We start from the raw sequence: 25,117 nt of genomic DNA, 5'->3' as shown, positions 1-25,117 counted from the left end.
TGCCCTCCTCCAGTCGTTCCCTTTGGAACTCTAAACGACCATTCAGGGTGACCTTGTAGTGTCACACTGTCGCCATGGCCATCAGCGACGGCTGGTACCTCGCGGGGCCGGTGATCGCGGTCGCGGTCGTCGGAGTACTCGCCGTGGTGCTGCGCCGGGCGCTGGGGCGGGACGCGGTGCGGCACGAGCCGTCGCCGGTCCTGGACGACTTCGGGCTTCTCCGGGTCGCGGCGCTGGCCGACCGGTCGGATACGGCGGCCGGGGTGCGGAGCGCGCTGGCTCAGGCCGGCATCAGATCAACGGTCGCGGTGGGGATGGACGGGTTGATCAACGTGCTGGTCTTTCCCGACGACGCCGACCGCGCCCGCCAAGTCCTGGACCACCCCGCGCCACCCCCATCGTGAGGGTCAGAATGTGAAAGTGGGGTCTTCTGGGGCCTCGACGCGCTCGATCTTGACGCCGAGACGGCGGAGATCAGCCACGAAGCCGGGGTAGCCGCGGTCGATGTGGTGCACGCGCGACACCTCGGTCATCCCGTCGGCGCACAACGCGGCGATCACCAACCCGGCGCCGGCGCGGATGTCCGTAGCCGCCACCGGCGCGCTCGACAGCCGCTCCCGGCCCTGCACGACCGCGTGATGGCCATCGGTGCGGATGTCGGCGCCCAGCCGGGCCATCTCGTTTACGAACATGAAGCGCCCGTCGAAGATGTTTTCGGTGATCAGGGACGCCCCGTCGCTGACCGCCGCCAGCCCGATCGCCATCGGCAGCAGGTCGGTCGGGAAGCCCGGGAACGGCAACGTGACCACGTCGACCGAGGTCGGGCGGCGGTCCATCCGCACCCGGAAGCCGTCTGGCAGGGCCTCCACCAGGCCGCCCGCCGCCACCACCTTGTCGAGCGCGATCTCCAGGTGTGCCGCGTCGACCCCGGTCACGGTCACGTCGCCGCGCGTCATCGCAGCGCCGAACGCCCAGGTGCCGGCCACGATGCGGTCGCCGACCGTGGCGTGCCGCACCGGTCGCAGCTCGTTGACGCCCTGGACGTGCAGGGTGGACGTGCCGGCGCCCTCGATCCGGGCGCCCATCGCGGTGAGCATCGCGCAGATGTCGACGATCTCCGGCTCGCGTGCGGCGTTGTCGATCACCGTCTCGCCCCGGGCGAGCACTGCCGCCATCAGCAGGTTTTCGGTGGCGCCGACGCTCGGGAAGTCCAGCCAGATCGTCGCGCCCCGCAGCCCGCGCGGCGCCGAGGCGATGACGAACCCATGCTCACCGGAGATCTCGGCGCCCATCCGGGCCAGCCCGTCGACGTGCATGTCGAGGCCGCGTGACCCGATCGCGTCGCCGCCCGGGTGGGCCACCCGCACATACCCGCGCCTGGCCAGCAGCGGCCCGAGCACGCAGATCGACGCGCGCAGCCGGCGTACGAGGTCGTAGTCGGCCTCGGTGCCCGGCTCCACGGGAGTCTCGATCGTGACATCGCCATCGTCGTACGAGACAGCGCAGCCGAGCCGGCGCAGCACCTCGGCCATGATCGCGATGTCCGTGATCCGGGGGACGTTGGTGATCACTGACTCTCCCGGGGCGAGCAGAGCCGCCGCCATCAGCTTGAGCGCCGAGTTCTTCGCACCCACCACCGACACCTCACCGGCCAGCCGGGCACCGCCGTGTACCTGGATCACATCCACGCCGGCCATCGTAGAGGCCGCGAGGCGTTCTAGGCTGAGGCTCATGGCAGTGCACCTGACCCGTATTTACACGAAGGCCGGCGACACCGGCTCGACCCGGCTCGTCAACAACGAGCTGGTGCCGAAGACCGATCCGCGCATCGCCGCGTACGCCGACGTCGACGAGTGCAACGCGGCCATCGGGGTGGCGCTGGCGCTCGGCCAGCTCTCCGACGAGGTCGGCGCCGTGCTGACCCGGGTGCAGCACGACCTCTTCGACGCGGGGGCCGATCTGGGCAACCCGGACCTGGAGTCGGAGATCGCCCTGCGGGTCACCGAGGAGTACGTCACGCGCCTCGAAGGATGGTGTGACGAGTTCAACGACCGGCTGTCCACTTTGAACTCCTTCGTGCTACCGGGCGGCACGCCGGGCGCCGCCCTGCTACACGTGGCGCGCACCATCGCGCGGCGAGCCGAGCGGAAGGCGTGGGCGCTGATCGAGGCGGACCCCACACGAACCAGTACTCTCCCGGCAAAGTATCTCAACCGGTTGTCGGATCTGCTGTTCATCCTGGCGAGAACAGCCAACCCCGACGGCGACGTGGTATGGGTGCCGGGCGCGAACCGCTAAGGTCTCAGGCCGGCGGGGGCGACGGCGAGGATCCTGGGCTCTGAAACGACGAGACCGCCCCCGGCGGGGCGGCCTCGAGCCACGACATGAACCCGGTCACCGTCGACTTCGCCATCGCGATCTCGACCGGCGCCTGGTGGCTGAGACAGCGCAGGATCACCCAGTCTGCCGGCATCGAGAAACGCTCCTGGCCCTCCGGGCTCCGGCGGCGCTCGACCACCAGCCCGCGCCGCGACAGCACCCGCTTCGGGCGGATCGCGAAGCTGAAGATCCGGTAGCAGCGCAGCTCCTCACCGACGAACCGGCCGAACCCCGGCGACCAGCCACGCCCGACAAGCAGCGTCGACACGCGAAGGCTGAGCCTGATGGTGCCGGCGCCGGCTATCACCGCGCGGCGGATGAAGAGCACCGCCGAGGCGGCAAGCAGGAAAAGTACGCCGAATCCGATCCACTCCAAGACCAGCATCGGCGCGCCGGAATCAGTGCGTCGCGGCGGGAGACGCCGGGGATGCCGGCCTTGCGCTCTCGGCGAGGACCGTTACGCCCTCGCCCGTGACGGAGAGGAAACCGCCGTCCACGTCGTAAGTGATCTGCTCGCCACCGGCGAGCTTGATGCGCACCTGACCCGGCTCGGCCAGCTGGCCAAGGAGCGGCGCATGCCCGGGCAGAACGCCCAGCTCACCCTCGGTGGTCCGGGCGACGACCATTTCGGCCTCACCGGTCCAGACCTTCTCCTCGACGGCTACGAGCTCGACGTGAAGCTGCTGTGCCACCACTGTCTCCTTGCGCCCGGGGGATTGGATCGAGTCTAGACGGGCCCGGACCGCCGGCCCAAAGAGGGTGGCGAGCGTTACTTGTTGATGAAGTTAGGGTGGGCCACCACGAATTCGTCGACGGTGCCGTCAACCACGGACGCGAAGAATTCCTTCGCACCCGACTGCAACTCTTCGCCCCTGTAGTCGCCGCCGTTGACGACCGACCGCCCTGGCAGCTTGATCATCGTGATCGAGCTGGACCGGAGGTTTCGCAGCGCCAGGCCGTAGTCGACCACACTGTGCCCGCGCCCGTTGAAGACCAGCGATTCGCCGGCGGCGCGCAGCACCTTGTCGAGCTTGAGCGGCTTGGTCACCACGTCCTTGCTGAACGCCTGGTTGACCATGGCCTTGACGAACTGCTGCTGGTGCTTCTGGCGGACATAGTCGCCGCCCACCGTCTTGCGCTGCCGCACGACGTCGAGCGCCTCCCAGCCCTTCAGGTGGTGGGTGCCCTTCTTGTACACCTTCTGCGGGCCGATGTACCCCTCGCCGTTGGGGTTGCCCGTCCGGCCCTTGCCGTCGGGCCGCAGGTGCTCCGACCGGACGTCGATGTCGAGCGTCATGGTCACGCCACCCATGGCGTCGACGATCTTCCGGAATCCCTCGAAGTTGATGATCGCGCCGGCGTCGAAGCGCTTGATCCCGGTGTAGTTGCTGATCGTCTTGGAGAGCAGCTCGAACCCGCGGGCCGGGTCGGGCCTTGCCTGCCCGGGCACCTTGCTGCCGTACGCCATGGCGGCGTTGAGCTTGTCGCGACCGCCGCGGAACTCCGCCTTCGGGAAGCTCGGGATCTCGACGATCAGGTCGCGCGGAAGCGAGAAGAGGTATGCCCGGTCGAGTTCCTCGGGCACGTGCAGGATCAGGTTCGAGTCGGAGAGCGGCGGCTTGTTGGGGTCGCTGGCGCGCGGGTCGATGCCCACGAGCAGGATCGTCAGCGGGCCCTTGATGTCGCTCTTCTTGGGCTCTGCCGCGGCCGCCTCGTCGCCGAAGAGGTCGGCGGTCTCGACCGCACCCTCGTACCGGGCGAGCAGCGCCTCACTGGCGAGCAGCGTGCCGCCGCTGCCCAACATCAGCAGCGCACCGAACACCGTACAGACCAGTGCCCACCGCGGTAGGCGGCGGCGCTTGCCGGACGACCGTCGCAACATTGCCTCCGTTCCCTACTAGGAAGACGGATGCCGGCCGCAAAGGGTTGCAGGCGCCCACCGGAAACCGGTGAGCGCCTGCGATCGATCCCTGGGAGATCAGTCGTTCTTCATCAGCTCGCGCGCGTTGCGCTCCAGGTCGTCGAGGCCACCGCACATGAAGAAGGCCTGCTCGGGGAAGTGGTCGTACTCACCCTCGCTGATCTTCTTGAACGCCTCGACGGTGTCCTTGACCGGCACGTAGGAGCCCTTGATGCCGGTGAAGACCTCAGCCGCGTACGTGTTCTGCGACAGGAAGCGCTCGATCCGGCGGGCCCGGTTGACCGTGATCTTGTCGTCCTCGGACAGCTCCTCCATGCCCAGGATGGCGATGATGTCCTGAAGATCCTTGTACCGCTGGAGGATCCGCTTGACCTCGGTGGCCACCGCGTAGTGCTCCTGACCCACGAACTCGGCGGCCAGAATGCGCGACGACGAGGCCAGCGGGTCCACGGCGGGGTAGATGCCCTTGTCGGAGATCGCCCGCTCGAGGTTGGTGGTCGCGTCCAGGTGGGCGAACGTGGTGGCCGGCGCCGGGTCGGTGTAGTCGTCGGCGGGCACGTAGATCGCCTGCATCGAGGTGATGGCCTGGCCACGGACCGATGTGATCCGCTCCTGGAGCTCGCCCATCTCGTCGGCCAGGGTCGGCTGGTAACCCACCGCGCTTGGCATACGGCCGAGCAGGGTGGACACCTCGGAACCGGCCTGGGTGAACCGGAAGATGTTGTCGATGAAGAGCAGCACTTCCTGCTTCTGTACGTCACGGAAGTACTCGGCCATGGTCAGCGCCGACAGCGCCACCCGGAGCCGGGTGCCCGGCGGCTCGTCCATCTGGCCGTAGACCAGCGCGGTCTTGTCGATGACGCCGGACTCGGTCATTTCCGTGATGAGGTCGTTGCCCTCACGGGTGCGCTCACCGACGCCGGCGAACACCGACGTACCGCCGAAGTTGTTGGCGACCCGGATGATCATCTCCTGGATGAGCACCGTCTTGCCCACGCCCGCGCCGCCGAAGAGGCCGATCTTGCCGCCCTTGACGTAGGGCGCGAGCAGGTCGAGCACCTTGATGCCGGTCTCCAGCATCTCGGTCTTGGGCTCAAGGTCGGCGAACGCCGGGGGCTTGCGGTGGATCCCCCAACGCTGCTTGATGTCGAGCTTCTCGCCCTCCTTGAGGTTGAGGCACTCGCCGATCGCGTTGAACACGTGGCCCTTGGTGATGTCGCCCACCGGTACGGAGATCGCCGACCCGGTGTCGCGCACCTCGGCACCCCGGACCAGGCCGTCGGTCGGCTGCATCGAGATCGCCCGGATCATGTTGTCGCCCAGGTGCTGGGCGACCTCCAGGGTCAGGGTCTTGTCGCCCTCGGCGAGCGACACGTCGACGTGCAGCGCGTTGAAGATTTCAGGCATCGCGTCGCGCGGGAACTCGGCGTCGACGACCGGGCCGATGACCCGGACCACGCGGCCCGTGGCGGTCTTGGTTTCAACAGCAGTCATCACACTTCACTTCCCGCCGCGGCCAGCGCGTTGGCGCCGCCGACGATCTCACTGATCTCCTGGGTGATCCCGGCCTGCCGCGCGGCGTTCATCTCACGCGTGTAGTTCTGGATCATCTCTTCCGCATTGTCGGTCGCGCTCTTCATCGCGCGCCGCCGGGCCGCCGACTCGCTCGCCGCCGACTCGATCAACGCGGCGTAGAGGCGCGTATTGACGTACTTCGGCAGCAGCGCGTCGAGCAGCGCCTCGGCCTCCGGCTCGAACTCGTATGCCGGCAGCAGTCCCGGAGCGGCTTCGCTTCGGGGCCGCTCCTCGACCTCCATCGGACCGATCCGGCGGGTCGTCGGGATCTGCGTCATCAGCGACTGGAACTGCGTGTACACGATGTGCAGCTCGTCGACGCCGTGCACACCATCCGGGCCGGCATGGTCGTCCTCGTCGTCCGCGCCCCGGCTGAACGCCTCGATCAGCGTCTCACCCACCAGCCGGGCGTCGGCGAACGTCGGCTGCTCCGAGAACCCGGTCCAAGACGCCTCGACCGGCCGGTTGCGGAACCGGTAGTACGTCACGCCCTTGCGGCCGACGACGTACAGGACCGGCTCCTTGCCGTCGGCCCGCAGCCGCGCGCTGAGCGACTCGGCGGTCTTGATCGCGTTCGAGCTGTAACCGCCGGCCAGGCCGCGGTCGCTCGTGATGACCAGTACGCCGGCCCGCCGCACCCGAGGCCGCTCGACAAGCAGCGGGTGGTCGACGTTGGCGTTCGACGCCAACGCCGTGAGCACGCCGGTGATGGCCCTGGCGTACGGCAGGGACGCCGCCACCCGGGCCTGGGCCTTGGCGATGCGGCTCGTCGCCACGAGCTCCATCGCCTTGGTGATCTTCTTCATCCCCTTCGCCGAGCGGATCCGCTGGCGAAGGACGCGAACCTGGGCCGCCATCGATCGTCCCTACTGCTTCTCGGGCGGAGCGTTCCGGTACCGGGTGACGGTCTCGTGGTTCTCTTCGCCCTCGAGAGCCTTTGCCTCCGCCTCCTTGCCAAGGTGCTTGTCTTCCTTGGCAAGGAACATCTGCTTGAACTTGGCGATGGCCTCGTCGAGCGTCGAGACGATCTCGTCATTCCAGTTGTTGTCGGCGATCGACTGGAGCGTGCCCTTGTACGAGTGGCGCAGGAACTCCAGGAACTCCGACTCGAAGCGCCGGATCTCGCCGACCGGGATGTCGTCGAGCTTGCCCTCGGTGCCGGCCCACACCGACACCACCTGCTCGTCGACCGGGTACGGCGTGTAGTTCGGCTGCTTCAGCAGCTCGACCAGGCGCGCACCGCGCTCCAGCTGGGCCCGCGACGCCTTGTCCAGATCGGACGCGAAGGCGGCGAACGACTCCAGCTCGCGGTACTGCGCGAGGTCCAGCCGCAGCCGGCCGGCGACCTTCTTCATCGGCTTGACCTGCGCGGCGCCACCGACCCGGGAGACCGAGGTGCCCACGTTGATCGCCGGCCGGACGCCCTGGTTGAACAGGTCGGACTCCAGGAAGATCTGGCCGTCGGTGATCGAGATGACGTTGGTCGGGATGAAGGCCGAGATGTCGTTGGCCTTGGTCTCGATGATCGGCAGGCCGGTCATCGAACCGGCGCCCATCTCGTCGGAGAGCTTCGCGCAGCGCTCCAGGAGCCGGGAGTGCAAGTAGAAGACGTCGCCCGGGTACGCCTCGCGGCCCGGCGGGCGGCGCAGCAGCAGCGACACGGCACGGTACGCCTCAGCCTGCTTGCTCAGGTCGTCGAAGACGATGAGCACGTGCTTGCCGCCGTACATCCAGTGCTGGCCGATCGACGAACCGGCGTACGGTGCGATGTACTTGAAGCCGGCCGGGTCGGAGGCGGGCGACGCGACGATGGTCGTGTACTCCATCGCGCCGTGCTCTTCGAGGATGCCCTTCACCGACGCGATCGTGGATGCCTTCTGGCCGATCGCGACGTAGATGCAGCGCACCTGCTTCTTCGGGTCACCCGACTGCCAGTTGGCCCGCTGGTTGAGGATCGTGTCGATCGCGACCGTGGTCTTGCCGGTCTTGCGGTCGCCGATGATGAGCTGGCGCTGGCCCCGGCCGATGGCGGTCATCGCGTCGATCGCCTTGATGCCGGTCTGCAGCGCCTCGCTGACGCCCTGACGGGCCATCACGTTCGGTGCCTGCAGCTCAAGCTCGCGGAAGCCCTCGTTTTCGATGTCGCCCATGGCGTCGATCGGCTCACCGAGCGCGTTGACCACGCGTCCCAGGAACTTGTCGCCGACGGGCACGGAGAGCACCCGGCCGGTGCGCTTGACGCGCTGACCCTCCTCGATGCCAGCGAATTCGCCGAGGATCACGACACCGATCTCGCGGACGTCGAGGTTCAGCGCCACACCCAGCGTGCCGTCCTCGAACTCCAGCAGCTCGTTGGCCATGGTCGAGGGCAGGCCCTCGACGTGGGCGATGCCGTCGCCGGCATCGGCGACGGTGCCGACCTCCTCGCGGGAGATGTCGGGCGAATAGGAGGAGACGTAACGCTCAAGAGCGCCGCGGATCTCCTCCGACGAGATGGTCAGCTCGGCCATCCTCTGCTTCCTTCTGCCTCTGGGAACCGTGAGTGCTTCTGGGTTCGACGTTGGGTCTAGCGCTTCGCGAGCGCGTTTCGGGTGTCGGTGAGCCGGCGCAGGACCGTCCCGTCGTACAGGTCGGCACCGACCTGGACACTCATCCCGCCGAGGATCTCCGGTTGTACCAACTGCTTGACGGAGACTTCTCGACCGTACAGTTCCGAGAGCTTGGCGCCCAGACGGCGCTCCTCCTCGTCACTGAGCGGGGCGGCGACGGTGACGTACGCGACCTGCCGGTCACGCCGCTCGGCCGCCAGCTCGACCAGCCGGGTCAGCGCGGTCTCGAAGGAACGCCCACCGAAACCGCCGAGCGCCACCTCGACCAGCCGGACCGTGACCGGCTTGGCCTTGCCGGACAGGAGCGCGCGGGCCAGCTCGGCCCGCTGCGCCGCCGGCGCGACCACGTCGCCCAGCGCACCCGCGAGTCGCGGATCGCCGACGACGAGCTGGCCGAAGCGGAACAGCTCGTCTTCGACCTCGCCGAGGTCGCCGGCGCGATCGGCGCTGGCCAGCAGCGCCTCGACGCCCAGCCGCTCGCTGGCCTCCAGCAGCTCAGCCGGCGCCGACCAGCGGCCCTCGACGAGCGCGGTCACCTGCTTGAGGCTGGCGTCGCCGACCTTGCCGCGGATCAGGCTGCGGACCAGCTCGGTGCGGTCTTCGACCGGGCGGGCCGGGTCGGAGAGCGCCCGGCGCAGCCGCGGCTCACGCCGCAGCAGGTCGGCCACGGCGAGCAGGTCGTCGGCGGCACCCGCGATGGTTTCCGGCTTGGCCCTGCGGACGTACGCCTCCAGCCGCTCGGCGGCGGCGGCGTACGACTCCCGGCTGGCGGCCTGCATCAGCGCGCCCCGGCGCTCTCGAGGTCGCTCAGGAACCGCTCGACGGTGCCCTTGCGGCGCGCCTCGTCGGCAAGTGACTCACCCACGATCTTGCTCGCCAGGTCGACCGCGATGGTGCCGACCTCAGCCCGCAGCTCCCGGACGATGGTCTGCCGTTCGGCCGCGAGCTGCTCCTTGCCGGCCGCGATGATGCGGTCGGACTCCTCTCGCGCCTTTGCCAGGACGTCCTGCCGGATGCCTTCGGCGTCAGCGCGCGCGTCGTCGCGGATCCGGGCGGCGTCGGTGCGCGCCTCGGCCAGCTGGGCCTTGTACTGCTCGAGGAGCTGGTTGGCCTCGGCCTGCGCCGACTCCGCCCGCTTGATCCCGCCCTCGATGGCCTCGACCCGCGCCTTGAACGTCTGCTCCATGCGCGGGAAGACGAACTTCATGAGCACGTAGCAGAGGATGGCGAAAGCGACCGTGCCGACCACGATCTCTTGCCAGATCGGGATGATCGGGTTGTGCTCCTCGCCCCCCTCGGCGGCGAAAACGAACATGACTACCTCCCGGTCGCCGGTTGGCGGCTTAGACGTTGCCGGCCCAGACGAAGCCGAACGCGACACCCAGCAGGGCGAGCGCCTCGACGACGGCGAAGCCGATCCAGACGTACGGCAGGGTCAGCCGCGACGACTCGGGCTGGCGCGCGGTCGACTGGATGTAGCTGGCGAAGACCAGACCGACGCCGATGCCGGGGCCGATGGCCGCGAGACCGTAACCGATGGCGGCGGTGCTGCCAGTTACTTCGGCGAGCAACATGTGTGCTTTCCTCCTGCGTTATCGCGCGTGCACCTTCACGCGCGGACGACGATGACCTTACGAATCAGTGCTGTTCGGCGAGAGCACCCTGCACGTAGCTGGCGGTCAGGACCGTGAACACGTACGCCTGCAGGATGACCACCAGCGCCTCCAGGAAGGTGAGCGCGACCGCCATCGCCCAGGACACCAGCGAAACCGGCGCCAGCAGTGCGCTGGAGTTCAGCATCACGAAGCCGCCGAGCGTGAACACCAGCAGGATCATGTGGCCGGCGAACATGTTGGCGAAGAGACGGACCGCCAGCGTGAACGGGCGGAACAGGAACGTCGAGGCGAACTCGATCGGCACCAGGAGCGGCAGGATGTACCAAGGCGCCGGCGGGATCAGGGACGCCTTCATGTACTTGGCGAAGCCGTGCTGGCGGATGCCCACGTAGTTGAAGAGCACGTAGCTGATCACCGCGAGGATCGTCGGGAACGCGATGTGCGAGTTCGGCGACATCTGGATGCCCGGGACGATCCCGAAGAGGTTGGTGAGCAGGATGAAGCAGAACAGGGTGGTCAGGTACGGCGCGAAGCGCACACCCTCGTGCCCGATCATGTCCTTTGCGATGTTGTTCCGGACGAAGCCGTACACCGACTCGGCCAGCCACTGCCTCTTGGTCGGCACGAGCTGCGGGTTGCGGTAGGACACCAGGAAGAACACGATCAGCGCCGCGGCGGCGACCCATACCAGGATGGTGACCTTGGTGAGCCAGGGGTTGGTGCCGTCGACCACGGGGGGCAGGTAGAAGTCGTCAACGCTCGGTGGCCACGGGACCTCACTCGCGAGACTCCGTACGCTCATTGATCCTCCTCTAGGCGCCGAGCCGGCGGGCGATCAGGTAGACGCCACCCGCCGCGCCGACCATCGCCCCGATCCCGATGGGAACCCCGCCGAGATCGAGCCAACGATCGACCAGCCAACCGATGAAACCCCACACCGCGATACCGGTAATGAGGTATCCAATCGCCACCCATCCCTGACCGGCTCCGCCGTCAGGTTGTTGGGGGGGTTGGTCACCGGCCATGACGCGGCGAACCATATCAGGCGCGTTACCGGCGGATACGACTCACCCCCCACGCAAGGCACTTGTGCGGGCGCCGGGGATACTTGAGTCGTCTGTGCCCGTACGCTACTCCTCGATCGCCACTCCCGGGCCCCGGCTAGCCGGCCAGATTTTCGTAATCCACCAAATGTGCACGCCGGTCCACGCGACGACGCCCGCCGCGACACCCCAGCCCATCGGCACCAACCCGGCCCAGTCGGCCGTCGCGACGATCATCATTACGCCGCCCAGCAGGCTGTACTTCGCGACGTAGATGCCCAGTCCGAAGGGCAGAACGAGCTGCGGGTTGATCGCGTCGGCCCATGCGAGGACCACCGTCGAGATCGTGTAGCTGGCCGTGACGAGCGCCACGCCAACCGCCGCGCCGAGCGCACCGGCGGAGCCGCGGGTCAAGCCGCCGATTACGGCCGCGCCGACCATCACGACCGCTGACGCGGCGAGCAACACGGGCAGGTGGCGCAGGCGCCACCGTCGGTCACTGTTCATGCGTGGGGTGCTCATCGTGGATACGCCGGAAATTTGTGTACGAGATCTGCAACTTCTGCCCTTATTTGGCCGATTTCATCCGAGTCGTCGTCCGCCCGCACCGCCCGCGCGATGAGCGACGCGATCTGGCGCATCTCACCCTCGCGCATCCCTTGCGTCGTCACGCTGGGCGTGCCGACGCGCACCCCGGAAGCCACCATCGGCTTCTCCGGGTCGTAGGGGATCGCGTTCTTGTTCAACGTGATCCCGGACGCGTCGCAGCGCGTCTCCGCGTCTCGCCCCGTCACGCCGAGATCGCGCAGGTCGATCAGGGCCAGGTGGGTGTCGGTCCCCCCGGACACCGGGCGCATGCCTTCGCTCTCCAGCCCCGCGGCCAACGCCTGGGCGTTCTTCACCACCTGCGCGGCGTACGTCTGGAACTCCGGCAGCGCCGCCTCGCGCAGCGCGACCGCCTTCGCCGCCACGGCGTGCATCAACGGGCCGCCCTGCACGAACGGGAACACCGCCTTGTCGACGCGCTGCGCCAGCCCGGCGCGGCACAGGATCATGCCGCCGCGCGGGCCGCGCAGGACCTTGTGGGTGGTAAAGGTCACGACGTCGGCATAGGGCACGGGCGACGGGATCGCCTTGCCCGCCACCAGGCCGATGAAGTGGGCGGCGTCGACGAGCAGGTACGCGCCGACCTCGTCGGCGATCTGGCGGAACCGCACGAAGTCGATGAGCCGCGGGTACGCGGTCGCGCCGCAGATGATCATCTTCGGCTGGTGGGCGATGGCAAGCTCGCGCACCTCGTCGTAGTCGATCAGCTCGGTGTCGCGGCTGACGGTGTATCCGACCGTGGCGAACCACTTGCCGGAAAAGTTCACCTTGCTGCCGTGTGTGAGATGCCCGCCGTGCGGCAGGTCCATCGCCAACACCGTGTCGCCCGGCTGCAACAGCGCGGCGTACGCGGCCAGGTTGGCGCTGGCACCGCTGTGCGGCTGGAGGTTGGCGTGCTCGGCACCGAAGAGCTCCTTCGCCCGCTCGATGCCCAGTTCCTCCGCCTTGTCCACCTCGGCGCAGCCGCCGTAGTATCGCCGGCCCGGGTATCCCTCGGCGTACTTGTTGGTCAGCGTCGAGCCGAGCGCCGCGAGGACGGCCGGCGACGTGAGGTTTTCGCTCGCGATCAACTGGAGCCCGGAACGCACCCGATCCAGCTCGCCGAGGACCACCCCGGCGATCTCCGGATCGACCGCCTCAAGCTGGGCGAAGTCCGGCCCCCAGAACGTACTCATTGCCGCAGTCTAGGTCCGTCCCAGCGCTACCTGTTCGCTCGGCGGAGTGAACTGCTCCCTCGGCTCACCATTCAGCGCCGCCGCCATCGTGCGCGCCACCGCGATGATGACCTCGCGCTGCACGCGGCGTCTTGAGGTCGCCGGGCAGGTCGACGAAGGTGTCGCTGACCGCCTTGAGGCCGAGCCCGATGGCGGCGTTGGCCGGAAACGCGGCGTCGCAGCCAGCGCCACACCAGCGAGCACACCGCACATCAACAACTTGAGAGCCCCTCTCAGCCGCGACGATCACGGCGGGTGCGGTGGAGGAGGATCGCGTACGCGGCGCCAAACAGGACGATCAGCGCGGCACCGCCGCCGATCATCGGCAACGCGCTGGTGGCCGAGACCGGCTCCGGGTCGGCGGCGGCTGGCGGTGCTGCCGCCTCGGTGGCGGGCGCCTCCGTGACCTCGCCTGTGGCGGGGGCGCTTTCGCCGGCGGACGGTGCGACCTTCGTGGTCTTGGCCGCCTTGAAGATCACGTCCGAGCACGAGTAGTACGTGTCCGGAGTGTCGGAGTTCTGCCAGGCCGTGTAGATCAGGTGGCGCCCGGTCTTGTCCGATGGCAGCTCGCCTTTGATCCGGTACGCACCGCCGCGCATCGTGGGGTCCTTCGCCGTGAGGAACGGCTTCGTCTCCAGGTCGGACCAGGCCAGCGGCTCGGTCGGGTCGTAGCCGTCCCGCGTCACGAACAGCCGGAACGTCCCCTTGTGCGGAATCGTGCCCCGGTACGCGAACGTGAGGTCCGCGCCCGCCGTCAGCGTGGTGACCGGCCAGTCCTCGCGCGGCAGGTCCAGCCCCTGATACCGGCTCAGCCCGGCGCTGCACAGCTTGCCGTCCGGCACCACCTCGCGGTCACGGCCGTCGACGTTCGGGAGCCGCAGGTTGTCCCAGTCTTCGAAGTCGTTGCGGCTGGCCTTGCGCGCCGCCACGCAGGCTGCCATACCGGCGCTGTCGCCCTCCGCCCCGCAGGCGGCCAGCCGACTGACCGGATTGGTCAGCGCACCGTGTGCGGAGGCGGGCACGGGCGCGGCCAGCACGACTCCCGCCACGACGGCAAGCACCCGCAGCACCTTCACGGGAAGAGGTACGTACGACTGTCCCGGCGGGGTTCAACCCCGCGACGCGCCGGTGGTCAGGGGAGAGGGATCAGTGCGGTGGCCAAGGGGTGGAGGGTGTCTTCGATCTCGTCGGCCACCCGGCTGAACGTCTGGTCGCCGCGTCCCCACGGATCGTCGAGGTCGTCGGTGGGCAGGGCGGCGGTCGAGCCGCGTGCGGCGGCGACGGCCTCGACGAGGGCCACCCCGCGGGCGTACACGGCATCGGCCGTGGGCTCGGCGGGCGGCAGGGCCGACAGGTCGACACCGGCCAGGAGCCGGCCGAACTCGCCGAGCACGAACGTGCGGTCGGCCGCGTCCGGGCGCAGCGCGACGACGTACTCCTGCTGGTCGGCCGTCGCGGTCAGCACCAGATCGGCGGCGTCGATGAGGTCGGAGCGCAGCTTTCGGGCGAGGAAGCCGTTTACATCGCCACCGCGGGCGCGCACCTGCCGCGCGGCCGGCGGGTTCATCTCCTCGCCGGCGTGCCAGCCACCGGTGCCTGCGCTGTGGCTGTGCAACAACTCGTCGGCCGGGGGTGCCGCGCCCGCCTTCGCCAGCCGCTCGCGCACCGCGAGGACGAGCAGCCGTTCGGCCATGGGCGAGCGGCAGATGTTGCCCATGCACACGTGGAGGACGGTGAACGGCGGCACGTCACGGCTCCTGGTCGGGCCCGATGATGTCTGGCACCACGTCGCGCAGCTTTTCCAGCGGCACGGCGCCGTCACGCAGCACCTTCGGCACCTCGCCGGTCAGATCGACGATCGTGCTGGGCACCGGGTCGGGGCACTCCCCCGCCTCCAGGTAAACCCGCACGGCGTACCCCATCTGCTCCTGCGCCTCGGCGGCGGTGACCGCCGGTGGCTGGCCGGTCTTGTTGGCCGACGAGACGGCCATCGGGCCGGTCTCGCGCAGCACCTCAAGCGCCACCGGGTGCAGGGGCATCCGCACGGCCACCGTGCCGCCGGTGTCGCCGAGATCCCACTGGAGGCTCGGTGCGTGCTCGACGACGATCGTCAGCGCGCCGGGCCAGAACGCGTCAGCGAGCTCGCGAGCGGCCTTGGGCAGCATGAAGACCAGGCCGTCGAGCGTGTGTCGGGAGCCGACCAGCACGGGTGGGGGCATCTGCCGCCCGCGCCCCTTGGCGTCGAGGAGCGCCTTGACCGCGTAGGGGGTGAAGGCGTCGGCGCCGATGCCGTACACGGTGTCGGTGGGCAGCACGACGAGCTCGCCGTTCTTGACCGCCTCGATCGCTGCGGCGATGCCTCGGTCGCGATCGGCGAGCAACCGGCAGTCATAGAGCATCACGAGGAGTTAGTCTGCCATGCCCAATGGCTCGGCTGCGCACTCGCTCCGCTCCTCGGGCCGTGGCCGGCCCTGCGATGCTCACTCGCTGTCGCCTCGCGTGCGCGACGCGGTCGTGAAGCGCGGGCGGCCCGCCAGGTCCTGATGGTCAATTACGTCGGTGAAGCGGCCGTCGGCGCGCAGCAGCTCCGGCACGGCGTCACCGTGCGTGTCGTCGTGCTCGACGCCGAACCGGCCGCCGCCGCGCAGGAGGGTCGCGGCCCGCGCGATCACGGGCCGGATGACGGCAAGGCCGTCCGCGCCGGCGAAGACGGCATCCTCCGGGTCGTGGTCGGCCACGTCGGCGGGTACGGCGGCGGCGGTCGGGACGTACGGCGGGTTGCACAGAACCAGATCGACCCGGCCGTCGAGCTCCGTGAGCACCGCCGGGTCGCTCGCGTCGCCCGCCACCACCCTGACTCCGGTACCGCCGGCGTTGCGCCGCAGCCACTCCAGCGCGGCCGGGGAGCGCTCGACGGCGTACACGGTGGCGCCGGGCACCTCCTGGGCGACGGCGAGCGCGATGGCTCCTGAGCCGCTGCACAGGTCGACGACGATCGGGGCAGGGCCGGATCCCTGGATGCCCCAGCCGGCGAGCAGTTCGGTCTCCGGACGCGGCACGAACACCCCCGGGCCGACCGCCAGTTCCAGATACCGGAACGGCGCCGCGCCCACCAGGTGCTGCACGGGCTCGCCAGCGGCCCGCCGCGCGACGAGGGCCCGGTAGGCCGTGAGCTGCTCGGGAGTGAATCCGCCGGCGATGGCGAGCCGCCCGCGCGGCACGCTCAGCACGTGCGCGGCGAGAAGTTCCGCGTCGACCCGAGCCGACGGGAGCCCCGCATCCGTAAGCGTGATCGTGGCAGAACTCACCGCGTGCAACACCCTCGTCCGTTCCGTCCCTTCGACTGGCTGTTCCGTATTCCCTGTCACTAGATAATCATTGGGTACTGGGCTCGGTGTGTTGATCCAAGGGTTGGAGGAGTTGCGTGGGTTGGCTCGACCGGGTCACCGATCAGGCCGAAACACTCAAGCGGGCCCGTGTGCTTCAGGAGCAGAGCCGCTCCGCTGAGGCGTGCGCCCTCCTGGACCGGGTGCTCGCCACCACCAGCGACAAGCACACCCGCGCAGACGCGCTGGTGCAGCGGCTCTCCGCCCTGATCAACCTAGGGCGTACGGCGGAGTACACCACGGCGGTCGAGGAGACGAACCACGCCGTCCGCGACCTGAACGAGCCGCTGCTGTACGGCAACCTCAACGCGCTCGCCGCCCTCGCGGCTCAGCACCAGGGCGCGCTGGAGCGGTGCGTCACCCACCTGGTACGCAGCGCGCGGGCGATGACGACGGTCGAGTACGTCGACTGGGACACCGCCATCGCGTGGAACGACCTCGCCATGGCGTACTCGTACCTCGGGTTCCACGGGCACGCGCTGGGCGCCATCGACCGGGCCCGGCAGGTGGCGGCCGCCGCGAGCCTGCCGGCGGAGACGTTCGCCGCACCCGGCATCCGGCTGCGCAACGCGGTGACCCTCGATCACAACGGCGACACCGACGGCTGCCTTCGGGTGCTGCGCGACATCACCACCGACGCGGAGCGCTTCCTCGACCGGGACGGGGGCGCCAAGCTGCGGCCGAGCGGCCGAGCGGCGTACGGGTACGCGATCGTGCGACGCGCCGCGCTGGGTGAGCCTCCCGCGTCACCGCAGGCGGCGATGCGCCTATTGGCCGACGGCGGCGACGGCGCCCGGGCCCGCGACCTGCGGATGCTGGGCGAGATCTGCCTGGCGATCGCGGCGAACCGTCCGATCGAGGCGCTGACCCGGCTGGAGACGGTGCAGGTGTCCGCCGAGACGGTCGGCGCGGCGGAGCACCTGCGGCTGCGCAGCCTCGCGTACGCCCGCGCCGGTGACCACGCGGCGGCGCACCGGGCCGACCGGCACGCGTTCCGGCTGGCGGCGCAGCGCAACGACCGCCTCCGCGACGTGTACGTCGAGGGCATCGCGGCCCGGCTCGACCACGAGGACATGCGCAAGACCGTGTCCCGCTACCAGGGCGAGGCCCTGACCGATCCGCTCACCGGGCTGGCCAACCGCCGCCACTTCGAGCACTACGTAGCGGCGATGCTGGCGCGCGGCGAGCGGGCCACGATCGGCGTCTGCGACCTCGACGGGTTCAAGGCGGTCAACACCGCGCACGGGCACCTCTCGGGCGACCTGGTGCTGCAGCGCGTCGCCGGGGTGATCAACAGGGTGATGCGCCGGGGGGACTTCGTGGCGCGGTACGGCGGTGACGAGTTCGTGGTGGTGCTGCCGGGCGCCGGGATGACCGAGGCCACCGAGGTTGGCCGGCGGATCAGCGTGGCGGTGGCGGGCGAAGACTGGGAGTCGCTGGTGCCGGGCACACCGGTGGGCGTCAGCGTCGGCTTCGCCGACCTCAGCGGTGCCAGCGCCAACCTGCGCGAGGTGCTGGGCACCGCGTTCGAGATCGCGGACCGCGAGATGCTGCGCGCGAAGCCACAACCGTCCGCGAAGCGCCGGGCCGCGGCTTCTTAGTGGCGGGTCAGCTCCGTCTCACCGGACAGGCGGGCCTGCCGGTCCGCCTCGGTCAGCGCGTCGAGTACCCCGTCAAGGTCGCCGGCCAGCACGAGATCGAGGTTGTACGCGGTGAAGCCGATCCGGTGGTCGGTGATCCGGTTCTGCGGGAAGTTGTACGTGCGGATGCGCTCGGACCGGTCGACGGTGCGCACCTGTGAGCGGCGTGCGTCGGAGGCCGCCGCGTCGGCCTGCTCCTGGGCTGCGGCGAGCAGCCGGGCGCGCAGGATGCGCATGGCCTGCTCGCGGTTCTGGAGCTGGCTCTTCTCGTTCTGGCAGGAGACGACGATGCCGGTCGGCAGGTGCGTGATGCGTACGGCGGAGTCGGTGGTGTTGACCGACTGGCCGCCGGGGCCGGACGACCGGAAGACGTCGATGCGCAGCTCGTTGGGGTCGATGGTGACGTCGACATCTTCGGCCTCGGGCAGCACGAGGACACCAGCGGCGCTGGTGTGGATGCGCCCCTGCGACTCGGTGACCGGCACCCGCTGTACGCGGTGGACGCCGCCCTCCCACTTGAGCCGCGACCAGACTCCGTGGCCGCCGTCGGGCACCCCCTTGGTCTTGACCGCGATCGAGCAGTCCTTGACGCCTCCGAGGTCGGAGTCCTGCGAGTCGATGACCTCGGTGACCCAGCCGCGGCGCTCGGCGTAGCGGAGGTACATGCGCAGCAGGTCGCCGGCGAAGAGCGCGGACTCCTCGCCGCCCTCCCCCGCTTTGATCTCGACGATGACGTCCTTGGCGTCGTGCGGGTCGCGCGGGATGAGCAGCTCGGCCAGGCGCTCTTCGAGCACCGGCAGGCGCCCGGCGATCTCGTCCGCCTCCGAGGCGAACGACGGGTCTTCGGCGGCCAGTTCGCGGGCCGCTTCGAGGTCGGCGCGGGCCTGGTCAAGCTCGCCGGCCGCCTTGTGCAGCGGCGCGAGCACGGCGAAGCGCCGGCCGACCCGCCGAGCGGTCGCCTGGTCAGCGTGGATCGCGGGGTCGGCGAGCCGCTTCTCAAGGTCGGCGTACTCGTCCAGCAGCGCTGCCAGGCGTTCGTTGCTCATCTGCGTACCCCTCGCTTCTTGGACACGACACATAAGAAACGGCGCCCACCCTCGATAGTCGAGGGGGGCGCCGTCGGGGTAGCTACTTGGCCTTCTTGGCGGCAGCCCGTGCGTACTTCTGCTGGAACTTGGCGACGCGGCCGGCGGTGTCGAGCACCCGCTGCTTGCCCGTGTAGAACGGGTGGCAGGCGCTGCACGTCTCGACGTGGATCGAGCCGTTCTTCGCCGTGCTGCGCGTCGTGAAGGCGTTGCCACAGGAACACGTGACCTCGGTCACGGCGTACTGCGGGTGGATTTCGGGCTTCATGTCGCCGCGGTCCTTTCGTATGTGGTCGCCGGGTCGCCCAGATGCGGACGTGAACCGGAACCTTGGCCGATTGACCAGTGTGCCATGGCTGGCCACCCTGCCCAACGTCGGGGAGGCTGGGGGCATTCCCAGCCTGTCATGCTGGAGACGATGGGGCGCTGCTGCGGGTCGGTGCCAGCGTGTGCGTCGACGACACCAACCTGCCCGCCCGCACGGTCCGGGAGTGGGCGGAGGTGGCGGCCCGGCTGGGCGCCACCTTCGAGGTGCACGTTCCAGGTGGCGGAGGGCGACTTCTAGGCCAGCGCGATGGCGGCGGTGGCCGTCGAACCGTTGACCGCCACGGACAGCACGACCGACCCCTTCGACCGCAGTGCTGTCAACCGACCGCTGGTCGGATCGAACCACGCCACGTGCCACGGTCGCACGCCCGCCGCCGATCCGATGTGGACACCCGGCGATGCGGCCCAGTCCGCGCTCACCGGTGGGGCGACCGGCACCTGCCGGCCCGCCTGGGTCACGGTGGCCGACACGCTCACCGGCGTACCCCGCGGCGCGCTGGCGGGCGCCGTGATGGCCAGAGCGTCCACGTGTGCCCGGGTCTCCGCCTCGATCTCGCCCCGCCGCTCGACTCCAAAGAGCGTCCAGCCGGTGAAGCCACCGAGGTGCGGCGCGGTCGACGGGTTCTTTCCGGAGTTGCCGTTGACGAGGTACGGCACACCGTCGACCCGGTCGGCGTGGAAGGTGCCCACGTGCGCCCCGACGAACATCGCGTCCTTGCCGGTGCGGCGCTCGAAGTCGGCGAGCCACTGCTCCTCCAGCGCCGCTTCCTTGCGGTCGCCGAGCTGGCTGGCCTTCGCCGGTGTGGGGTCGCGCGGCGGGTGGTGGTGCAGCACGACCACCGAGCGGACCGCCCGGTCGGAAGCCGCCGAGTCCAGGGCCGACCGCAGTAGCTTCACCTGCTCGAAGCCGCTGCCACGCAGGGTGCCGGTCGACGAGTTGAGGGTGACGAACCGGACGCCCTTGTGGTCGAACACCCGGTTGGTCGCGCCGAAGACGGCCGAGAAGTTGGTGATGGGCGCGCCCATGATCTCGTGGTTGCCGGGCACGTAGTAGTACGGCAGCTCGCCAGCCAGCTCCTCGTCGAGGAGGCTCTTGGCCAGGGCGAAGTCGGCCGGGTACGCCGTGTCGACGAAGTCGCCGTTGATGATCAGGAAGTCGGGCCGGGCGGCCTTGACCTCGCGGAGGGTGCGACGCGCCTGCGCGACGACGTCGCTGTCGGGTGCGGCGGCGACGAACTGGGCGTCCGACATCACCGCGAACCGCCAGTCGGCACCCGCCACCGTGCCGTCCCGCACGACCACCTTGTCGGTGCGCGGCTCCTCGGCCGGCTGGGCCACGGTGGGCGGCACCTTCGCCACGATGTCGTCGATGACGATCTCGCTGGTGTAGGCGGCGGTGGGCACCGTCTCCGCGACGTAGAAACGCCGGATGCGCACGGGATACTGCACACCGGGCGGCACGGCCATCTCCACGTACCGCCAGCCGGTCCACGTCAGGAGCGGCCCTCGGAGCACGTGCTGCTGGTCGAGCGCGTCGTGCAGGTGCAGGCTCGGCCACTCGCCCTTGCCGTTGCTGTGGATCCACATGCCGAACGCCTGTGGCTGCCCGGGCACCTGGATCCAGGCGGGCGGGTTGGCGTACGCGGCCCGGGTGCCGGTGGAGAGGCTGAAGTCGTACGACATCTTGAGGCCGGTGCCGGTGTGGCCCTCGGTCGGTGCCACCGAGCCGGCGGCGCGGGCGTGGCTGAACGTCCAGCTCGCGGCGTCGTCGAATCCGGCCACCGGCACGTCCTCCAGGCCCACGGTCACGGGCACGGCCACCGTGGAGCGTCCGACATGGACGGTGACGAGAGCGCCGCCGACGTCCTTCTTCGCCTGCACCGAGAATCGTCCGTCCGCGGTCGGCGTGACCTCGAGCAGCGACGAGTCGTACTCCAGCCGGACGTCCGCCGGCTCGATGGGCGCGTCGTTGCCGTCGGCGTCGAATCCGACCACCCCGAACACGCTCGCGCCCGGCAGGCTGATCCGGTCCACCGTGGTGTCGATCCGGTCGAGCGGTCCCAGCACGTTGAGCTTGACGGACCCCGAGGCGCCACCCCGGTGGGCGGTTACGGTGGCGGTGCCGGGGAGCATGGCGCGGAATACTCCATCGCGCTCGATGTGCCCGCGCGTCGCCCACCATCTCGGCTCGCCCTTGGCCGGGCCGTACGTCTCGTCGTAACCGGTCGCGGTCAATCGCCGGGTCAGGCCGGGAAACACACCATCGGCCGTGGACTCGACCCAGTACCCCTTGAGCCGTCCCGAGCCGGCGGCCGCGTACAGGGCGAGCCCGTTCGGCACCGGACGCTCCGAGCCGTCGGATGGGCTGTTCTCCACCCGCACGCCGGCCTCGCCGGGCTCGCGGGCCAGCATCGTGGACGATCCGCCGCCGTCGAGGTTGAGCGCGTTGTGCGCCCCCAGTTCGGCCATGAGGCGGCCCAGCTCGGTCAGCGTCACGCCGCGGCTGTCGGCCTGCCGACCGTCGACCGTGAGCAGGTACATGCGCCGGCCGTCCGCGGAGAAGCCGACGGCGGTACGCGGCTCGGGCGTGACGTCGCCGATGTCCTGCGGCACGCCGTCCTTGACCAGTACCTGCCGGCCGCCGACCGCCGCGTTCAACCGGGAGCCGTCGGAGGACTTCGGGGCGTACGCCACGTCGACCGGGTCGCCGACCCGCACGCCCGCGAGCGCGTCGGCGCCCGCGTCCCGGCCCAGCAGGATCGTGGTGCCGGCGGGGATCGGGCCGGATCCGGCGGCATCGCGCACCTCGGCGACCACGCCGCCGCTCAGTACGACCTCGGTGACCCGGGACGCGCTCTCGACCGCGCGCTTGCGGTCGTACGAGCCCCACAGCGCCGTGAACGCGCCGGCGCCGCCCGGCTGCACGATGTTGTTGAACTGGGTCAGCACGACCCGGGTGCCGTCCGGCAGCGTGGCAGTACCGTCGAAGTGCACCTCGACGACCCGGCCAACGCCGTCGGCGGTGATGCCGACTGCGTTGTTACGCCCCTGGATCGGCGACTGGATGAGCTGTCCGCTCTGGATGCCGATGCCTTGGGCGGCGCCGGAGTTGTTGATGTCGAAGAAGTCGCCGTTGACTGCGGCCACCGCGCGGGTGCGGTCGGCGGCGGCGCGCAGCGGCTCGGTCTTCGCGACCGCTCCGGAGTTGAGGTAGTCGACCTTGAGCTTGCCGGACAGGTCAGCGGTGAGCGCGTCGGCCCGCAGCCAGCCGGCCGCGTGGTACCGGTCGAAGGAGGTCAGCGTCAGCCCGGGCGCGACCGGCCTGGTCCGCTTGTCGGTCTCGATGTCGTCGAAGGCGTCGACCGCGGCGGCCGGGACGGCCGAAGCAGCCGAAGCAGGCGCCGCGACCGGGACCAGACCCAGGGCGAGCAGGGACGCGAGAGCGAGACGCGCGACACGCATGTCCGCCATCAAACCGGATGTTGCCGATAACTTTCAAGAGACGTCAGGCGAAGCGAAGGAAAATTACAGAGTGTAGAAGTTCGGGCGCTCGTCCGCTTCGTGGTAGTACCGGTGGAATCACGGGCGTGATGCCCCCCGACATCGGCGGCACGATCCACGTCAAGTCGGCGGGCACCTGCCGCCCGGCCCGCTGACAGAAAAGCACGCGGCCCGTGACCGGACCGCGTGCTTTTACTGCTGAGTGTGCTTTTTACTCGCCCGGCGTCGACTTCGCGATCTGCATCAGGAACTCGATGTTGGTCCGGCTCTGCTTGAGCCGATCAAGCAGCAGGTCGAGCGCGGCCTGCGAATCCAGCGAGCCCAGCACCTTGCGCAGCTTGTGCGAGATGGCGAGCTCTTCCGGCGCGAGCAGGATCTCTTCCTTACGAGTGCCGGAGGCGTTGAGGTCGACGGCCGGGAAGACCCGCTTGTCGGCGATCTTCCGGTCGAGCTTGAGCTCGGCGTTGCCGGTGCCCTTGAACTCCTCGAAGATCACCGTGTCCATCATGGATCCGGTCTCCACCAGCGCGGTGGCGAGGATGGTCAGCGAGCCACCGTTTTCGATGTTGCGCGCCGCGCCGAGGAACCGCTTCGGCGGGTACAGCGCGGTCGAGTCGATACCACCCGACATGATCCGGCCACTGGCCGGCGCCGCCAGGTTGTACGACCGGCCGAGCCGCGTGACCGAGTCGAGCAGCACGACCACGTCGTGGCCCAGCTCGACCAGGCGCTTCGCCCGCTCGATGGCCAGCTCGGCGACCGTGGTGTGGTCGGACGGCGGGCGGTCGAAGGTCGCGGCAACGACCTCGCCCTTGACCGACCGCTGCATGTCGGTGACCTCTTCGGGCCGCTCGTCGACCAGCACGACCATCAGGTGGCACTCGGGGTTGTTGCGCGTGATCGCGTTCGCCAGCGCCTGGAGCACCATCGTCTTACCGGCCTTGGGCGGCGAGACGATCAGCGCACGCTGCCCCTTGCCGATCGGCATGATCAGATCGATGATCCGCGTCGTCAGGATGTGCGGCTCGGTCTCGAGACGCAGCCGCTCCTGCGGGTACAGCGGGGTGAGCTTGTAGAACTCGGGCCGCCGACGCGCCTCGTCGGGATCCATCCCGTTGATGGTGTCGAGCCGGACGAGCGGGTTGTACTTGTCGCGGCGCTGCTCGCCCTCGCGGTTCGCGCGCACCGCACCCGTGACGGCGTCGCCCCGACGCAGGCCGTACTTCTTGACCTGGGACATCGAGACATAGACGTCGTTGGGGCCCGACAGGTAGCCGGTCGTGCGGACGAACGCGTAGTTGTCGAGCACGTCGACGATGCCGGCGACCGGGACGAGCACGTCGTCCTCGTTCACCTGCGGCTCGTTGCCGCCACCGCCGCCGCCCTCACCGCGCTCGTTGCGGCCGCGCCGACGGTCACGGAAGCGGCTGCGCCGGCTGCGGCGGCCACCGCCCTCACCGTCGTCGTCGCCCTCGGCGTCAGCGTCACGCTGGCGGTCGTCACGCGGGCGGTCGTCACGCTGACGGTCATCACGCGGGCGGTCATCACGCGGGCGGTCATCACGCTGACGATCGCCGCGCTGACGGTCACCACCACGGTCACGACCGTTGCGCTGCTCGCGCTCCCCCCGCTCAGCGCGCTCACCGCGCTCGGCGGGCGCCTTGTCAGTGGTCTCCTGGCGGGACTCCGGCTGGCCGGACGAGCGCGGCTCGGCCTGGGCCGCGCGGGACTCCGCCTGGCCGGACGAGCGCGACTCGGCCTGGGCCGCGCGGGACTCCGGCGGACCCGCCGCACGGCTGGCGCGACGGGACGAGCGGACCTCGCCGTCGGGCGAGGACTCCTGCGCGTCGCCGCCTCGGCGCTCACCGTCGCCGCTGTCGCGCACCTCGGCGCGTACTTCTTCCCGGGCCGGCGCGGCCGCGGCCGCGACCTCGGCCCGCTGGCGCGGGGCCCCGCTGGTCGACGCCGTAGCGGTGGAACCGCCGCCCTGGCGCTCGGAGATAGCGGCGATCAGCTCGCCCTTGCGCATCCGGGCCGTACCGGAGATGCCGAGCGACGTGGCCAGGCTCTGGAGCTCCGGCAGCAGCATCGCGGACAGCCCGGTGCCGGTGCGCCGACGGCGCGTGGCGGTGGTGGACTGCTCAGCGACGTTGGAGACATCCGACGTCACGTCGGTGGTGTCGCTCAATGGATTCCTTCCCTCGATAGGCCGGGG

Annotated in this window: 26 protein-coding genes; 3 read left to right on the top strand and 23 right to left on the bottom strand. The window is 69.8% G+C overall.

The genetic code is table 11. The features are described 5' to 3' along the window. Positions 1 to 74 precede the first annotated feature (74 nt). Positions 75 to 404, top strand: a complete 330-nt coding sequence (locus V6V89_RS11615; RefSeq protein ID WP_334619035.1) for a hypothetical protein — start codon at positions 75 to 77, stop codon at positions 402 to 404. A 3-nt stretch (positions 405 to 407) separates the two neighbouring features. Here V6V89_RS11615 and murA read toward each other — a convergent pair whose 3' ends face one another. Beyond that, positions 408 to 1,697 carry a UDP-N-acetylglucosamine 1-carboxyvinyltransferase gene (murA, locus tag V6V89_RS11610; protein ID WP_334619094.1) on the bottom strand — a complete coding sequence of 430 codons (1,290 nt, stop codon included), beginning with the start codon at positions 1,695 to 1,697 and terminating at the stop codon, positions 408 to 410. A 34-nt stretch (positions 1,698 to 1,731) separates the two neighbouring features. Here murA and V6V89_RS11605 point away from each other — a divergent pair, with 34 nt between their 5' ends. Beyond that, the gene (locus V6V89_RS11605) at positions 1,732 to 2,298 is read left to right on the top strand and encodes a cob(I)yrinic acid a,c-diamide adenosyltransferase (protein ID WP_334619033.1); all 567 of its coding nucleotides are present in this window, start codon (positions 1,732 to 1,734) and stop codon (positions 2,296 to 2,298) included. A 4-nt stretch (positions 2,299 to 2,302) separates the two neighbouring features. Here V6V89_RS11605 and V6V89_RS11600 read toward each other — a convergent pair whose 3' ends face one another. The 18 genes from V6V89_RS11600 to prmC form a co-directional block, all read right to left on the bottom strand. Next, the gene (locus tag V6V89_RS11600) at positions 2,303 to 2,764 is read right to left on the bottom strand and encodes a DUF2550 domain-containing protein (protein ID WP_334619032.1); all 462 of its coding nucleotides are present in this window, start codon (positions 2,762 to 2,764) and stop codon (positions 2,303 to 2,305) included. A gap of 13 nt (positions 2,765 to 2,777) precedes the next feature. Next, the gene (locus V6V89_RS11595; protein WP_334619031.1) at positions 2,778 to 3,071 is read right to left on the bottom strand and encodes a F0F1 ATP synthase subunit epsilon; all 294 of its coding nucleotides are present in this window, start codon (positions 3,069 to 3,071) and stop codon (positions 2,778 to 2,780) included. A gap of 77 nt (positions 3,072 to 3,148) precedes the next feature. Continuing rightward, positions 3,149 to 4,261 (bottom strand): LCP family protein, encoded by a 1,113-nt coding sequence (locus V6V89_RS11590; protein ID WP_334619030.1) that lies wholly within the window; start codon positions 4,259 to 4,261, stop codon positions 3,149 to 3,151. Between the two features lie 96 nt (positions 4,262 to 4,357). Continuing rightward, a complete protein-coding gene (gene atpD / locus V6V89_RS11585; RefSeq protein ID WP_334619029.1) occupies positions 4,358 to 5,794 on the bottom strand; it encodes a F0F1 ATP synthase subunit beta in 1,437 nt (478 codons plus the stop codon). After that, positions 5,794 to 6,732, bottom strand: a complete 939-nt coding sequence (locus V6V89_RS11580) for a F0F1 ATP synthase subunit gamma (RefSeq protein ID WP_334619027.1) — start codon at positions 6,730 to 6,732, stop codon at positions 5,794 to 5,796. The genes atpD and V6V89_RS11580 overlap by 1 nt, the downstream gene beginning before the upstream one ends. Before the next feature lie 9 nt (positions 6,733 to 6,741). Then, positions 6,742 to 8,385, bottom strand: a complete 1,644-nt coding sequence (gene atpA, locus V6V89_RS11575) for a F0F1 ATP synthase subunit alpha (RefSeq protein WP_334619026.1) — start codon at positions 8,383 to 8,385, stop codon at positions 6,742 to 6,744. A gap of 56 nt (positions 8,386 to 8,441) precedes the next feature. Then, positions 8,442 to 9,263, bottom strand: coding sequence for a F0F1 ATP synthase subunit delta (locus V6V89_RS11570; protein WP_334619025.1), 822 nt, complete (start codon positions 9,261 to 9,263; stop codon positions 8,442 to 8,444). Next, the gene (locus tag V6V89_RS11565) at positions 9,263 to 9,799 is read right to left on the bottom strand and encodes a F0F1 ATP synthase subunit B (RefSeq protein WP_265248584.1); all 537 of its coding nucleotides are present in this window, start codon (positions 9,797 to 9,799) and stop codon (positions 9,263 to 9,265) included. The genes V6V89_RS11570 and V6V89_RS11565 overlap by 1 nt, the downstream gene beginning before the upstream one ends. Positions 9,800 to 9,827: 28 nt before the next feature. Continuing rightward, positions 9,828 to 10,058: an ATP synthase F0 subunit C gene (locus V6V89_RS11560; RefSeq protein WP_334619024.1), complete on the bottom strand. Its 231-nt coding sequence runs from the start codon at positions 10,056 to 10,058 to the stop codon at positions 9,828 to 9,830. 64 nt (positions 10,059 to 10,122) lie between these two features. Next, positions 10,123 to 10,902, bottom strand: coding sequence for a F0F1 ATP synthase subunit A (atpB, locus tag V6V89_RS11555; RefSeq protein ID WP_334619023.1), 780 nt, complete (start codon positions 10,900 to 10,902; stop codon positions 10,123 to 10,125). 10 nt (positions 10,903 to 10,912) lie between these two features. Next, complete coding sequence (locus tag V6V89_RS11550) at positions 10,913 to 11,071, bottom strand: AtpZ/AtpI family protein (protein ID WP_442935117.1); 159 nt, start codon at positions 11,069 to 11,071, stop codon at positions 10,913 to 10,915. 159 nt (positions 11,072 to 11,230) lie between these two features. Next, positions 11,231 to 11,650, bottom strand: coding sequence for a hypothetical protein (locus tag V6V89_RS11545; RefSeq protein ID WP_334619021.1), 420 nt, complete (start codon positions 11,648 to 11,650; stop codon positions 11,231 to 11,233). An 11-nt stretch (positions 11,651 to 11,661) separates the two neighbouring features. Continuing rightward, positions 11,662 to 12,924, bottom strand: coding sequence for a serine hydroxymethyltransferase (gene glyA / locus V6V89_RS11540; protein ID WP_334619020.1), 1,263 nt, complete (start codon positions 12,922 to 12,924; stop codon positions 11,662 to 11,664). A 64-nt stretch (positions 12,925 to 12,988) separates the two neighbouring features. Further along, positions 12,989 to 13,213, bottom strand: a complete 225-nt coding sequence (locus V6V89_RS11535; protein ID WP_334619019.1) for a hypothetical protein — start codon at positions 13,211 to 13,213, stop codon at positions 12,989 to 12,991. Then, positions 13,197 to 14,024, bottom strand: a complete 828-nt coding sequence (locus tag V6V89_RS11530; RefSeq protein WP_334619018.1) for a lytic polysaccharide monooxygenase auxiliary activity family 9 protein — start codon at positions 14,022 to 14,024, stop codon at positions 13,197 to 13,199. The genes V6V89_RS11535 and V6V89_RS11530 overlap by 17 nt, the downstream gene beginning before the upstream one ends. Before the next feature lie 71 nt (positions 14,025 to 14,095). Further along, positions 14,096 to 14,710, bottom strand: a complete 615-nt coding sequence (locus V6V89_RS11525) for an arsenate reductase/protein-tyrosine-phosphatase family protein (protein ID WP_334619017.1) — start codon at positions 14,708 to 14,710, stop codon at positions 14,096 to 14,098. A gap of 1 nt (position 14,711) precedes the next feature. Continuing rightward, positions 14,712 to 15,362: an L-threonylcarbamoyladenylate synthase gene (locus V6V89_RS11520; RefSeq protein ID WP_334619092.1), complete on the bottom strand. Its 651-nt coding sequence runs from the start codon at positions 15,360 to 15,362 to the stop codon at positions 14,712 to 14,714. An 81-nt stretch (positions 15,363 to 15,443) separates the two neighbouring features. Then, complete coding sequence (prmC, locus tag V6V89_RS11515) at positions 15,444 to 16,331, bottom strand: peptide chain release factor N(5)-glutamine methyltransferase (RefSeq protein ID WP_442935116.1); 888 nt, start codon at positions 16,329 to 16,331, stop codon at positions 15,444 to 15,446. A gap of 56 nt (positions 16,332 to 16,387) precedes the next feature. On the opposite strand from prmC, the gene V6V89_RS11510 reads away from it, so the two are divergent. After that, the gene (locus V6V89_RS11510; RefSeq protein WP_334619015.1) at positions 16,388 to 17,950 is read left to right on the top strand and encodes a GGDEF domain-containing protein; all 1,563 of its coding nucleotides are present in this window, start codon (positions 16,388 to 16,390) and stop codon (positions 17,948 to 17,950) included. Here V6V89_RS11510 and prfA read toward each other — a convergent pair. From prfA to rho, 4 genes are all read right to left on the bottom strand, one after another. Then, complete coding sequence (prfA, locus tag V6V89_RS11505) at positions 17,947 to 19,035, bottom strand: peptide chain release factor 1 (RefSeq protein WP_334619014.1); 1,089 nt, start codon at positions 19,033 to 19,035, stop codon at positions 17,947 to 17,949. The genes V6V89_RS11510 and prfA overlap by 4 nt on opposite strands. 82 nt (positions 19,036 to 19,117) lie before the next feature. Next, positions 19,118 to 19,342, bottom strand: coding sequence for a 50S ribosomal protein L31 (rpmE, locus tag V6V89_RS11500; protein ID WP_334619013.1), 225 nt, complete (start codon positions 19,340 to 19,342; stop codon positions 19,118 to 19,120). A gap of 293 nt (positions 19,343 to 19,635) precedes the next feature. Further along, on the bottom strand, positions 19,636 to 22,863 hold the full coding sequence (locus tag V6V89_RS11495; protein ID WP_334619012.1) for a phosphodiester glycosidase family protein: 3,228 nt from the start codon (positions 22,861 to 22,863) through the stop codon (positions 19,636 to 19,638). A gap of 250 nt (positions 22,864 to 23,113) precedes the next feature. Next, complete coding sequence (rho, locus tag V6V89_RS11490; RefSeq protein ID WP_334619011.1) at positions 23,114 to 25,090, bottom strand: transcription termination factor Rho; 1,977 nt, start codon at positions 25,088 to 25,090, stop codon at positions 23,114 to 23,116. Between the last annotated feature and the right edge of the window lie 27 nt (positions 25,091 to 25,117).

This window comes from Micromonospora sp. CPCC 206061, assembly GCF_036906915.1.
Taxonomy (GTDB): domain Bacteria; phylum Actinomycetota; class Actinomycetes; order Mycobacteriales; family Micromonosporaceae; genus Phytohabitans.
This window is presented reverse-complemented; position numbering and strand designations above follow the sequence as displayed.